The following is a 13,044-nucleotide window of genomic DNA, read 5'->3' as shown; positions in this document are numbered from 1 at the left end:
CGGATTCTCCCGAACCCGTCTGGCCGGGCCGACCAGCTCGGGGCCGGGAGAAAGGCGCGATGCAGATGAACGGCGCGCTCACCATCCTGCTCCGCCGGTGGCGGCTCACCGCGGCAGGAATCGCCCTCACCCTGGTGGCCGCGATCGGCGCCTTTGTCGCCACGCCGGTCAGCTACGCGGGATCGTCGCAGGTCTTCCTGCTGCCGTCGGCCGTTTCCGCGGACACCGGAAAGGTCGACAACCCCTACCTGGGTTTCGGGCAGGCACTGCGCATCACCGCGGAGGTGATCAGCCGCCTGGTCGGCACCGCGGACGCGGTCGACGAGGCGAAACGGCAGGGGGCCACGGCGGGCTACATGATCGGAATTCCGACCGACGCTGCCGGCCCGGTGCTGAACGTGCAGGCCAAGGGCCCCGATCGCGCCGCGGTCGTGACCACTGTCGACTATGTGGTCACCAGGCTGGGCGAGGTTCTGGACGAGGAACAGCAGAAGGGCGGGGCCCCCCGGGAATCCTGGTTCGTCCTGAACAAGATCACGCAGAAGCCACACGTCACCGTCGACCAGAAGGCCCGCTACACCCGCGCCGCGCTGGCACTCGCCGCCTTCGGGCTGATCACCTTCCTCGGCGTGCTGCTCTTCGACCGGATCCGCACGCCGCGACCGGCGGCGCCCCAGACCGCCTCGCCCACTCCCCCCATCGCACCGATCGCGCCCAGCGGCTCGTCGGGGCGGCTGCCGGAGGCCACGACCGGGCCCCGGCAGGACGAGCGTCGGGAACGCCAGCGGTACGACCAGCAGGACGCCTTCGATCCCCCGTCCGAGGCGCGCGCGGACAACGACACCGAGCGCACCTACCGGATCCCGCTCCGGCGGCCGAACGCGCGCGAGGACAGCCCGCAGTCGGTCTTTGACCGCCGGCCGCTGGGCAGCGACCGACCTTCATGACCACCGGCACGTCGGAGACCTCGCCTTCCGCAGCCGGCCCCCGCTCCGGCGCCGGGGCGGACTGGGGGCGTCGGGTCACGCCAGGCCTCCCACCAGGGCTCGCGCCGGGCGCCGGTCTGGCGCCACCGGGCTGGGCAGGCCGCCTTGCGGGCCTCGACGCGGTCAGCCTGCTGACGGTCTTCGTGTTCCTGCTGCTCGGCCTGTCCGCACAGCTGGTGATCGGCTCGCTCGGATCAGCGGCGACGCCCGCCAACCTGCTCGGCCTCATCGGCCTGCTGATCTGGCTCGGCGGACGGCTCCATCCCGCCCTCGGCCTGGAGCAGGCGCCGAACCCGACCCGCACCGCCGGTCTGATGTTCGTCGTAGTCGTCCTGGTCAGCTACACCGCGGCCAACGTGCGGGTGACCTCGGCCTCGGAGATCCGGGCGGCTGACCGCGGCCTGATCGCGACGATGTGCTGGCTCGGGATCATGCTGATCGCCTGCGACGGCATACCGAGCCTCGACCGGATGGAGACCCTGCTGCGCCGGCTGGCGATCGGCGGGAGCCTGCTGGGACTGCTCGGGCTCGTGCAGTTCTACACCGGCTTCAACCCCCTCGCCGCGATCCGCCCGCCCGGCCTGCAGGCGATCGCCGACTTCGACGAGCTGAGCACCAGGTCGACCTTCGTGCGGATCAAGGCGACCGCCAGCCATCCGATCGAGGCCGGGGTGGTCTTCGCGGCCATCCTTCCGTTCGCGTTCCACTTCGCCCTGCTGCCGACGGCGAGCCGGCTGCGCCGGCGGCTGCGCTGGGCCGGGGTGATCATGCTGCTCGCGGCACTTCCCATGACGCTGTCCCGCAGCGGTCTGCTCGCCGCCGCGGTCACCGTCATCGTGCTGTTCACCGGATGGCCGTCGCGCGTCCGGGTGCGGGCACTGATCATCATGCCGATCTTCCTGGTGCTCATGCGGCTGGCCGTCCCCGGCCTGCTCGGCACGGTGCGCAGCATGTTCTCCGACGTCGCCAACGACCCCAGCACCTCCGGACGGACCAGCGACTACGCGACGGTCGGCTACTACCTCGACCAGGCCCCGCTGTTCGGCCGCGGTTTCCGGACCTTCCTGCCGGACATCTACCGCACGCTCGACAACCAGTTCCTGGGCGGCCTGGTCGAGATCGGCGTGGTCGGCCTGGTCGCGCTGATCCTGCTGTTCGTGATTCCGCTGGTCTGTGTGGTCCTCGCCCTGCGCCGGGCACCCGACCAGCGCTCCCGGGACCTCATCCGCGCGCTGGCGGCCAGCGTCTTCGCCGTGATGCTCAGCTACGTGACCTTCGACGCGATGAGCTTCTCGCTGATCGCCAGTCTCACCTTCCTGCTCCTCGGCTGCTGCGGAGCAGCCTGGCGGCTGACGAAGGAACCCGACCACAGGAGGACGACGCGATGACCACTGCGACGGGGACGGGGCTCGTGCCCTCTCGTGTGGTCCGGGCCCGTCAGGCCGCCCGGGACCTGGTCCGCGACGTCGTCCTGAACGGCGCGCTGGCAGCGCAGGTGACCCCCCGGCCGCTGCGGGCGCAGCTGCTGGCGCGCACAGGCATGCGGGTGACGGACTCCGCGATCTCCGCGGGCTGCTGGTTCGGGGGGCGCAACGTCTCGATCGGGCCCCGGACGTACGTCAACCACGGGTGCTTCTTCGACTCGTTCGCGGACATCACGATCGGGGCGGACTGTCACCTGGGCATGCAGGTGCTGCTGTGTACCAGCACCCACCGGCCCGGGACCGGCCGGTCGCGGGCCGGTGCGCTGACCGGCCGACCGATCGTGATCGGTGACGGCTGCTGGATCGGTGCCCGCGCCACGATCATGCCCGGCGTGACAGTCCACGACGGGTGCGTCATCGCGGCTGGCGCCGTGGTCACCGCCGACTGCGCGGCGGACGGGGTCTACGCCGGCATCCCCGCCCGCCGGGTCCGGGACCTGCCGCCCCGGCCTGCTGCCTGACCAGGCGGGCAGGCGGGCAGCAGCCGGGTACAGGGTCAGCCGGGTACGACTCCCAGGGCGCCCGCGGGTCCTGCCGGACGGGCATGGGTCTGCCGGCGGAAGAAGACCTCGTGCCACACCTCGAGGCACAGCAGCGTCCAGATCCGGATCTCCTCGTTGCGGCGGCCCTGCGCGTGGGAGGCCAGCAGCGCCCGGACGGCAGACGTCCCGAGCAGCTCGCCGACGAAGGAGTCGCGGCCGGTCAGCATGTCCCCGGCGAGGGTCGAGAGGTCACCGCGGAACCAGTCGCTCAGCGGCACCTTGAAGCCGACCTTGGGCCGGTCCACGATCTCGGCCGGGAGGTAACGGCGGGCCACCTCCTTGAGCACCCACTTGCCGCGGCCGTCCCGCACCTTGACCGTCGAGGGGAGCCGGAACGCCAGCTCGACGAGCTCGTGGTCGAGCAGCGGCGGGCGCATCTCGACCGAGGCGGCCATCGTCATCCGGTCGCCGCGCTCCAGCAGATTGTCCGGCAACCAGCCGAGCAGGTCCGTCTCGAGCATGCCGCGCAGCGGGTCGTTCTCGGCGGCGGGCTGCAGGCGGCCTGGCTCACCTCTGGCGACGCCGAGCAGGCGACGCCGCTCGCGCTCGGTGAACGGGGCGAACCACCCGTCGCGACGGGCCCGCTCGTCCGTCTCCCCCAGCGCCCGCAGCGCGATCCGCAGGCGGTGCGCGCCCACCGGCAGCGTCCGCTGCGCCTGGTCGAACACCGGGCCGCGCAGCCAGGCCGGTACGACGCCGATCCGCGAGGTCAGCGCGGCCAGGCGGTACTTGGGGTAACCCCCGAACAGCTCGTCGGCGCCCTCCCCGGACAGGACGACGCGCACCTCCTCCCGGGCGAGCTGCGCGAGCCGGTGCACGGCGATGTCCGCGGGCTCCGAGACCGGTGCGTCCCGGTGCCAGGTGAGCGCCGGCCACAGGTCGGCGAAGTCGTTCGGCGTGACCTCGAGCTCGTGGTGCCGGGTGCCGAGCCGGGAGCTGACCAGGCGGGCCATCGGCAGCTCGTCATGCGGGCCCGGGCCGAAACCCACCGAGAAGGTGTGGACGGGTTCGTCGGTCTGCCGGGTCATCAGCGCGGCGACCAGGCTGGAGTCGACACCGCCGGAAAGGTAGGAGCCCACCGGGGTGTCGGCGACCGTGGCCCGCTGCACCGCCCGCTGCAGGGCGGCGTCGACCATGTCGACCGCGCGGGCGGGATCCACCGGCCGCACCTCGGACAGCGGCGGGGGCGACCAGTACCGGTCGATCAGAACCCGCCCGGCCCGGCTGGCGGTGAGCACGTGGCCCGGAAGGAGCTTGCGGATGCCTTCGAACAGCGTGCCGGGAGCCGGCACGGAGCGGCCGGCCAGGTAGTCGGCGACCGAGCGGTGGTCGACGCTCGGCGGCCGGCGCAGCGCCGGCAGGATCGCCTTGATCTCGGAGGCGAACACCAGCTGGGTGGCGTCGAAGTGGTAGTAGAGCGGCAGCACGCCCACCCGGTCGCGGACCAGGGTCAGCTGACCGGTCTGGGCGTCGTGGACGGCGAAGGCGAACTGACCGATGAGGCGCTGCAGCCCCTCGACCCCCCGGGTGGCGAACATCGCGAGAGCGACCTCGGTGTCACCGCCGGTCCGGAAGGGATACGACATCTGCTCGCGCAGCTGCCGGTAGTTGAAGATCTCGCCGTTGAAGCAGATGTGGTGCCGGTCGCCGACGGCGGCCATCGGCTGTGCGCTGCCCCCGAGGTCGATGATCGACAGCCGCCGGTGCCCGAAACCGACCGGCCCGTCGGCCCAGAAGCCCTCCGCGTCCGGCCCGCGGTGGGTGAGCAGGCCGGTCATCGTGGCCAGCAGCTCCGGCTCGACCGGCTCGCCGGTGAAACGGACGATGCCCGCGATGCCGCACATCAGCGGACCCCGCCCGCGTTGCCGGCGGCGATCTTGTCGATGAGCTCCAGGAGCTCGTCGGACCGGGCGTCCCAGGAGTCACGCTCCACGTGCCGGCGCCGGCTCACCGGGTCGCCGGGACCGCCGTCGGCGATCGCCGCACGCACATGGTCGACGAACTCCTCGGCGCTGGTGGCGACCCGCACCACGCCGCGGTCACCGGCGATCTGCGGATAGTCCGTGGTCACCACCGGCAGCCCCAGCGCCAGGTACTCCTTCAGCTTGATCGGGTTGCAGAACCGGATCCACTCGTTGCGCAGCCAGGGCATGATGCCGACGTCGAAGGCCGCGCCGTAGGACGGAATCGTCTCGTAGGGGCGGAAGCCCAGCCAGTGGACATTCGGATAGGCCTCGAAGCGGCGCATCGAACAGGTCGCGTCACCGATCAGGACCAGGCTCGCGTTCGGGATCTCGGCGGCCACCCGCTCCAGCAGGTCGAAGTCGACGGTGTAGTCGTCGAGCGCGCCGAAGAAACCGATCCGAGGGCCGGGAACACCCGCGATGTCGGCGGGCGCGGGCACCGCCGTCGCGGCGTCGAAATGGCCGAGGTCCACCCCGTGCCCGAGGAAGTGGGCGCGATCCCCCACATCGGCGGTGTCCCGAGCCATGAGTTCGTGACTGACATACAGGACGCTGTCACTGTGCCGCAGGAGCTCGTCCTCCAGCGCAGCCACGACCTCACCGTTACTCTCGGTAAACTCGGAATGCTTGTCCGACCTGTTGTAAAGAAGCCCGGCTCGGGCCAGCGGCCGGACCGCGTCCCAGGCCGTCGGCATCGTCACGAAATAGACCGGTACCCGCATGCCGAGCCGGCGGGCCACCGCGGCGACCTGCCGGCGAACCAGCCAGGCATTCACAGCGCGCCCCGTGGCGCTGCCGTAGAAGGGCAGCAGAACCGGCGAGAGAACGTGAAAATCCGGCAGATCCTCGCGTGGAGTCCGCACTCCGCGGGAAATACTTTTCGCCTTACGCACGATGCGTCGCAGCGGTTGGGTGCTGCGGCCCGGCAGCGGCATCCGCACCGCCAGGCTGTTGACGAACAGGACCGGGCGCCGCTCGGCGATCCTGGTCATCAGCTGGAAGTCCGAATGAGCCCGGTTGTGATACCACCAGTCCTGACCGGAGAAGCACACGATCGGCCGCTCGTCGGTACCGGTGGGCAGGCCCGGGGATTTCCGGGCGCGTGCGCCACGGATGCCGGCGGATCCCCCGGCGGAGCCGCCGCCGGAAGCCCTCGCGGGCACCGGGATCACAGCCGGGACACGATCAGCCAGCCCGGCCAGGAGGGAAGCTCCCCGCCCGCGGGCGGGGAGACGGCCGCCGGCCCGCGTTGCGAGACGCTGCTGGCTGGAGGTCAGCAGGCCGGCCACCGCCGCCCTGCTCGTCGGGCGCCCGGCAGCGGCGCGTGCCAGCTCGCCGGCGAGGATCCCGGCCGTGAACGCCACACTCGCCCCAGCGCCGTGCCGCGCCCGGTAGAGCCGCAGCCGGTTGGCCATGAGCAGTGTCCACAGCGCCGGAGCGGTGCCCGACTCGCCACCGAGATGCACGCCGACCGCGTCGGGTGCGTACCGCAGCGCGAACCCGGCATCACGGGCCCGCAGCAGGAAATCCGTCTCCTCCGAGTAGAGGAAGTACGACTCGTCCCACTCCCCCACAGCCGCCGCGCACGCCCGGGAGACCAGCAGCGCGGCCCCCGTCGCCCAGTCGGCGACGGTCTGCACGGCGTAGGACCGCGGCGAGGTGACCACCTCGCCCAGCACCGGCCACCGGCCGGCACGGCCCCCCAGGACCGCCTCGCCCCAGGCCCGGGCGATGGACGGCTCCCGGCGCAACGAGTGCGCCAGCGCCCCGTCGGCGTCCAGCAGCCGGGGCGCGACCACACCGGTGCCGGGCGTCGCCAGGACGTCCAGCATGGCCGCGACGGCACCGGGGCGCAGGCGGATGTCGGGATTCAGGATGAGCACGGCCCGTGCCGCCGGGGATACTGCCTGCATGCCGCGGTTGATTGCGGCCGCGTAGCCGACGTTCGCACCGGTCGACAGGACACGGATGCCGTCACCCGCCGCACGCGCGACTTCCAGCGTCGCATCCTGCGACGCGTTGTCGACGACAAGCGTCTCGATGCGTACTCGGTCGCTTGCCGCAGGCAAGGCAGACATGCATTCAGCGAGTACGGAAGCGCTGTTGAAGGTAACGATGACGATGGAGACATCGGGTGGCCCCGCCCCACCCGCCTCGTCTGACCCGGCCGGACTTACCTCGCTAACACCCACGGTCGTCCCCCCTATAGCCGCCGAAGGCTGCTGGTCGGGCGCCGAACGGCAAGCCGCGCCCGGGACATAGTACGGCTATGGACGTGCTTGCCCCCAAGGGGGCCGTCCGCTATCGTCATCCGCCGGATGCCCTAAACTGGGTGATCCGGCACCTTGATCATGCTTCGGATGAGATCGTGCACGTGCGAGGCCGTACCGCCGCGAGGCTGTGCACCTGAGAGATCAGACCCTGAGATCGTGCCGACCTCCGGTCGGAGAAGCGGTTGACTGAGGTGCTGGTCGACAGTGGTACCAGTCAGCATGAGGTACCGGTCGGCAGAGCAACGGTCGACACAAAGAACCGGTCGGCCACAAAATACCAGTCGGCGCAGAGGCACCGGTCGACACGGGTACATAATTCGCTGGTCCAAAAACTGTACACAACCGAGTTCCATGGTGCCGCCGCGTTGGGGGGAAGCAGTGGCTTTGGGAACGCTGGCACGCAAACATGTACTAATTATTGTCCAGAATCTGCCGGTTCCGCTGGACCGTCGGGTCTGGCTGGAGTGCCAGGCCCTGGTGAAGGCCGGGTACGAGGTTTCGGTGATCTGCCCCAAGGGCCCGGGGGACCCGTCCCGCGAAGTGCTCGACGGCGTGTGGCTCTACAAATACCGTCCGCCGGCGCAGGCGAACGGATTCGCGGGGTACATCAACGAGTTCGTCTACTGCTGGCTGCGGACGGCCCTGCTGTTCGTCCGGATATTCGCCACCAGGCCGTTCTCCGTCGTGCAGGCCTGCAACCCGCCCGACACCTACGCGCCGCTCGGCCTGCTCGGCCGGCTGGTCGGCGCGCGGTTCGTGTACGACCAGCACGACCTCTGCCCGGAGATCTACCTGGCCCGGTTCGAGAAGCCGTCGACGAAGATCTTCAAGGCGCTGCTCGGCCTGGAGCGCGTCACCTACCGCGCCGCACACCACGTGATCTCCACGAACGAGTCCTACCGCGAGATCGCGATGCAGCGCGGCCGTCGCACCCCGGACAACACGACGGTGGTGCGCAGCGGCCCCGACACGACCCGGATGAAACCCGGGCCCGCCCGCCCCGAGCTGCGTCTCGGCCGCGAGCACCTCGTCTGCTATCTGGGCATCATGGGCCCCCAGGACGGCGTGGACATAGTGCTGCGCGTCATGGACGTGATTGTCCACAAGCTCGGCCGTACCGACGTCAGCGCGGCGCTGCTCGGGTTCGGCGACTGCCTGGAGGAGCTCCGCGCGCTGTGCACCGAGCTGGACCTCGACGACTACGTGACGTTCACCGGCCGGGCCGACCCGGAAATGATCCGGGACTATCTCTCCACGGCGTCCGTCGGGCTCAGCCCGGACCCGTTCAACGAGCTGAACAACATCTCGACGATGAACAAGACAATGGAGTACATGGCGCACCAGCTGCCAGTCGTGACCTTCGATCTCGCCGAGACGCGGGTCTCGGCCGGAGACTCGGCCGTGTACGTCGAATCAGGCGAGGTGGTCGCCTTCGCCACCGCCGTCTGTGACCTTCTGGACGACCCGGAGCGCCGCCGTGAGCTGGGCGAGCGCGGTCGCCGCCGCGCTGTCGACGTGCTGGACTGGGCCGCCCAGGCCGCCGCCTACATCAGCGTGTACGACCGGCTGCACGGCATCACGCGCCCCGAGCCGGCGGGAGCCGCCGTGGTCACCGGTGCCGCCAGCCTGACCGCCCTCACTGCCGCCGGCCTCACTGCCGCCGGCAACGTCCCCGCCGGCAACGTCCCCGCGCGGAGCATCCCGATTCCGACCCACCAGGCGGACGACCCGGCGGTCGAGGCGGCCGGCAGCCCGGCCGGTCAGGTGCTGCGCCCATGAGCGTCGGCAGGAGCGTGCGCCGGCTGATGGTGGAGTCGCCGAACTCGCTCGGCGCGCGCAGCCGGGGCCGCCGATGGGACCGCGTGCGCGAGCACTTCCCGGACATCGATGACATGCGGGTCGTCGACCTGGGCGGCACCGTCGACTTCTGGCAGCGGCTGGAGCGGCGACCCGTCCACGTGGTCGTGATCAACCTCGAGAAGCCGGCCGAGCCCGCCCCGCCTGGCATCGAGGTCGTCGTGGGCGACGCCTGCGACCCGCCGGCGGAGACCTTCACCGGGCGCTTCGACCTGGTCTTCTCGAACTCGGTCATCGAGCATGTCGGCGGGCACGCGAAGCGGCTCGCGTTCGCGGACGTCACCCGGCGCCTGGCGCCGCTGCACTGGGTGCAGACACCGAACCGTTACTTCCCCCTCGAGCCGCACTGGCTGTTCCCCGGATTCCAGTTCCTGCCCGTCTCGGCTCGTGCCTCGGTCGCCCAGCACTGGCCGCTCGCGCACACGAAGTCGCCGGACCGCGAGGACGCGCTGAGCGCGACCATGTCGACCGAGCTGATCGGCCGGACGGAGCTGCGCGCCTACTTCCCCGACTCCGAGATCATCGACGAGCGGAGCGGCCCGCTGGTCAAGTCGGTCATCGCGGTCCGCACCGCGGCCATGGCCGCGGCGAGCGCGTCCCCCGGTCCCGGGGCCCGGTCGGAAGCCTCACCGGACACCGCGAGCGGCATTCGGTGAGGCTTCCGACCGGGCGGGCGCGGCTGGCCGCCTCCGCCGCGGCCGTCCTGTGCGTCATCGCCGTCGGGGTACTGGTCGGCGTCAGCCTGACCGGCGGCGGCGGTGCGGACGACGGCGCGGCCGGTCCGCGGATCACGGTCGGCGCCACCAGTGCCCTCGACAGCTCGTTGGTCGCCGACCTCTACGCGCGGGAGCTCGGCGGGCACGGGTACCAGACCACGGTGCGCTCCTTCCCGACCCGAGACCAGCTGATGTGGGCGCTGGAGCAGGGGACGGTCGACGTCGCGCCGGATCATCTCGACGAACTGCGATCCGGCCTCGCGGGCCAGACCGGCAGCGGGGTGCAGACGGCGCCCGCCCTGACCGCCCAGGTGGTCACGGTGAAGGGCCTCATGCCGGCGCTGACCCAGCGCCGCCTGATCGCCTACCCGGCCGCGCCCGGCGGGCGGGCACCGGTGTTCGCGGTGACGGCGGCGACCGCGGAGGAGCACCACCTCGGCACCCTGTCCGACCTGGCCGCCCCCGGGGTCGGCCCCGCGCTGGCCTTCGGGGCGCCGGCGAGCTGCTCGGCGTGGTCCGCCTGCCTGCCGGTGCTGCGCGACACCTACGGCGTCAGCTTCGGGCACTCGGAGGTCCTCGACAACGGCGGGCCCGGCACGATCCGTGCCCTGCTCGACGGAAAGGTGCAGGTGGCGCTCGTCTACCGCTCGGATCCCGCGGTCGCCGCCAACCGGCTGGTCGTGCTCGAGGACGACCGGCACGCGCTGCCGGCCAACAACCTCCTGCCCGTCGTCCGCCTGGACGTCGCGAACCTCCAGCTACAGGGCGTCCTGTCCCGCGTCACCCAGGCCCTCACCACCGAAGGCCTGATCACGTTGCAGCAGACGGTCGCCGCGGCACCCGAGGACCGGGCCCGGGCTGTCGAGGACTTCCTGGATCAGCATGTCCAGGCCGGCTAGCACCCGCCCGGCCGGTGCGGCGGGCGGCGGCGGGCCGCTGATCCTGGTCGCCGCCTCCGGCCTGGCGCGGGAGGCCGCGCAGGCGGCACGGGCCGCCGGCGGCCACGACATCCTGGGATTCGTCGACGACAACCCCGCGCGCTGGGGCAGCGAGATCGACGGGCTACCCGTCCTCGGTGGCCTGGACGCCGTGACGGAGCGTCCCCAGGCGCGGATCGTGCTCTGCCCCGGCCCGGGCCGGGGCCGCGAGCGGCTCGCGGGCCGGCTGGCGGAGGCCGGTGTCACCGAGGAGCGGTACGCGACGATCGTGCACCCCACCGCGGCGGTCTCCGGCTCCTCCACGGTCGGGCCCGGCTGCGTCCTGCTCGCCGGCGTGGTGCTTACCGCCTCGGTCCAGCTCGGACGGCACGTGGTCATCATGCCGAACACGGTTCTCACCCACGACGACGTCGTGGACGACTACGCCACGCTGTGCGCGTCCGTCTCGCTGGCCGGCTCGGTGCGGGTGGGGTCGGGGGCCTATCTCGGCGCCGGCGCGCTGGTCCGCGAAGGTCTCACCGTCGGGCCATGGTCCACCCTGGGCATGGGAGCGGTTGCCCTGCACGACGTTCCGGAGCGTGAGGTGTGGGTCGGCAACCCGGCGCGCTTCCTGCGCCCCGCGGACGTCCCGGACCCCGCCCCGTCCCGGCGTCAGCCCCCGGCCTCGGCCGGGCACAGCCCGGGCCCGCCGCCGCCGGGCGCGACTCAGCCTTCCAGCAGGCTCTGGAGGTAGGCGCCGTAGCCGCTCTTCGCCAGCGGCCGCACGAGCGCCGCCAGCTGGTCGTCCGTGAGGAAGCCCTCCCGCCAGGCGACCTCCTCGATGCAGCCGATCTTGAGACCCTGCCGCTCCTCGATCACCTGCACGAACTGGGCTGCCTGCATGAGGGAGTTGAACGTGCCGGTGTCGAGCCAGGCGGTACCCCGGTCAAGCAGGTGCACGTTCAGGCCACCGCGGCTCAGGTACTCCTGGTTGACCGCGGTGATCTCCAGCTCGCCCCGGGCGCTCGGCCTCGTGGCCCGGGCGATCTCCAGAACGGAGTTGTCGTAGAAGTACAGACCGGTCACGGCGTAGCGCGACTTCGGCTTCTCCGGTTTCTCCTCGATGGACATCGCCCGCCGCCGGTCGTCGAACTCGACCACGCCATAGCGCTCCGGATCCGAGACGTGGTAGGCGAAGACCACCCCACCGACCGGGTCGGTGTACCGCCTGAGCTGTTCCCCCAGGCCGACGCCGTAGAAGATGTTGTCACCGAGGACGAGGGCGACCTTGTCGTCGCCGACGAAGTCAGCTCCGATGATGAAGGCTTCGGCCAGCCCACGCGGCTCGTCCTGCACGGCGTACTCGAACCGGCAGCCGAGCCGCGAACCGTCACCCAGCAGGCGCTGGAACTGCGCCTGGTCCTGCGGGGTGGTGATGATGAGGATCTCGCGGATTCCGGCGGCCATCAGGGTGGAAAGCGGGTAGTAGATCATGGGCTTGTCGTAGACGGGCATGAGCTGCTTGCTGACCGCGTGGGTGATGGGATAGAGCCGGGAACCCGTACCTCCCGCCAGAACAATGCCCTTCATACCGGCCTGCGCCCACCTTTCGACACCGATCCCGACCTGCCTGCGGAAAGCTCTCCGTGGCCACCCGCCGTGTTCCGGCCGCGGGCGTTGTGCGCGGACGACCGTGCCATTGTCATGCCGGCACCTCGTCGAACGGGCGGACATCCGCCAGCGCGGCGTGGTTCCGGTCCCGCTCCGAGATCACGGCCTCGTCGAGCGGAATCGGCCAGCGCACGCCGAGCGCCGGGTCCGCCAGGTTGACGAAGACGTAGTCGTCGTATTCCTCGGCGCTCCAGTGCCGGTTGACACTGTAGATGTAGTAGGTGTCATCCTCCAGGGTCTGGAAGGAGTTCGCCACCCCTCTCGGAAGAAACACCGCGCAGTTCTGGTCGATCTCGACGGTGACGACCCGCCCGAAGTTCCCGCCCGCCCGCAGGTCCAGGTAGGCACAGAAGACCCGGCCGGCCACCACCGAGATGTACTTGTCCCAGGGCTCAGCGTGAAAACCCCTGGTCACGCCCGCGCTCCGGTTGAAGGAGACGCTGGTCTGCACCACCTCGAAGGATTCCGGCAACCCGGCGGCGACCAGCTTGGCCCGGTGGAACTTCTCCTGGAACCAGCCGCGCTCGTCCGCCATGCTGGTGATGTCGAAGACGAGCAGCCCCGGAATCTCCGTCTTCCGGACCGAGAACTCGGTCGTTGCCACGCCCATATGAAAGCTCCCCCTCGCGTCGTC

Annotated in this window: 11 protein-coding genes; 7 read left to right on the top strand and 4 right to left on the bottom strand. The window is 71.1% G+C overall.

What is annotated here, in order from left to right; genetic code table 11:
- Positions 1-59 precede the first annotated feature (59 nt).
- The 3 genes from AB1460_RS01405 to AB1460_RS01395 are packed head-to-tail and all read left to right on the top strand — an operon-like array spanning position 60 to position 2,931.
- A complete protein-coding gene (locus AB1460_RS01405) occupies positions 60-947 on the top strand; it encodes a hypothetical protein (protein ID WP_368958698.1) in 888 nt (295 codons plus the stop codon).
- Positions 944-2,374 (top strand): O-antigen ligase family protein, encoded by a 1,431-nt coding sequence (locus AB1460_RS01400; protein ID WP_368958697.1) that lies wholly within the window; start codon positions 944-946, stop codon positions 2,372-2,374. Before AB1460_RS01405 ends, AB1460_RS01400 begins: the two co-directional genes overlap by 4 nt.
- Positions 2,371-2,931, top strand: a complete 561-nt coding sequence (locus AB1460_RS01395) for an acyltransferase (RefSeq protein WP_368958696.1) — start codon at positions 2,371-2,373, stop codon at positions 2,929-2,931. The genes AB1460_RS01400 and AB1460_RS01395 overlap by 4 nt, the downstream gene beginning before the upstream one ends.
- Positions 2,932-2,966: 35 nt before the next feature.
- On the opposite strand, the gene asnB is transcribed toward AB1460_RS01395, so the two are convergent.
- A complete protein-coding gene (gene asnB, locus AB1460_RS01390; protein WP_368958695.1) occupies positions 2,967-4,856 on the bottom strand; it encodes an asparagine synthase (glutamine-hydrolyzing) in 1,890 nt (629 codons plus the stop codon).
- On the bottom strand, positions 4,856-7,168 hold the full coding sequence (locus tag AB1460_RS01385) for a glycosyltransferase (protein ID WP_368958694.1): 2,313 nt from the start codon (positions 7,166-7,168) through the stop codon (positions 4,856-4,858). The genes asnB and AB1460_RS01385 overlap by 1 nt, the downstream gene beginning before the upstream one ends.
- 459 nt (positions 7,169-7,627) lie before the next feature.
- Here AB1460_RS01385 and AB1460_RS01380 point away from each other — a divergent pair, with 459 nt between their 5' ends.
- The 4 genes from AB1460_RS01380 to AB1460_RS01365 are packed head-to-tail and all read left to right on the top strand — an operon-like array spanning position 7,628 to position 11,493.
- Entirely contained in the window at positions 7,628-9,028 is a 1,401-nt protein-coding gene (locus tag AB1460_RS01380) for a glycosyltransferase family 4 protein (protein ID WP_420497154.1), read from the top strand.
- On the top strand, positions 9,025-9,762 hold the full coding sequence (locus tag AB1460_RS01375; RefSeq protein WP_368958692.1) for a class I SAM-dependent methyltransferase: 738 nt from the start codon (positions 9,025-9,027) through the stop codon (positions 9,760-9,762). Before AB1460_RS01380 ends, AB1460_RS01375 begins: the two co-directional genes overlap by 4 nt.
- Complete coding sequence (locus AB1460_RS01370) at positions 9,759-10,721, top strand: glycine betaine ABC transporter substrate-binding protein (protein ID WP_368958690.1); 963 nt, start codon at positions 9,759-9,761, stop codon at positions 10,719-10,721. The genes AB1460_RS01375 and AB1460_RS01370 overlap by 4 nt, the downstream gene beginning before the upstream one ends.
- Positions 10,705-11,493, top strand: coding sequence for an acetyltransferase (locus AB1460_RS01365; protein ID WP_368958689.1), 789 nt, complete (start codon positions 10,705-10,707; stop codon positions 11,491-11,493). Before AB1460_RS01370 ends, AB1460_RS01365 begins: the two co-directional genes overlap by 17 nt.
- Here AB1460_RS01365 and rfbA read toward each other — a convergent pair.
- The gene (gene rfbA / locus AB1460_RS01360) at positions 11,466-12,329 is read right to left on the bottom strand and encodes a glucose-1-phosphate thymidylyltransferase RfbA (protein ID WP_368958688.1); all 864 of its coding nucleotides are present in this window, start codon (positions 12,327-12,329) and stop codon (positions 11,466-11,468) included. The two genes, AB1460_RS01365 and rfbA, sit on opposite strands and share 28 nt — an antisense overlap.
- Before the next feature lie 112 nt (positions 12,330-12,441).
- Positions 12,442-13,020: a dTDP-4-dehydrorhamnose 3,5-epimerase family protein gene (locus AB1460_RS01355; protein WP_368958687.1), complete on the bottom strand. Its 579-nt coding sequence runs from the start codon at positions 13,018-13,020 to the stop codon at positions 12,442-12,444.
- Positions 13,021-13,044 lie beyond the last annotated feature (24 nt).

Source organism: Parafrankia sp. FMc2, from assembly GCF_041008525.1.
In the GTDB taxonomy this organism is placed as follows: Bacteria; Actinomycetota; Actinomycetes; order Frankiales; family Frankiaceae; genus Parafrankia.
The sequence above is the reverse complement of the archived record's forward strand: the minus strand, read 5'-3'. Positions and strand labels throughout refer to the sequence as shown.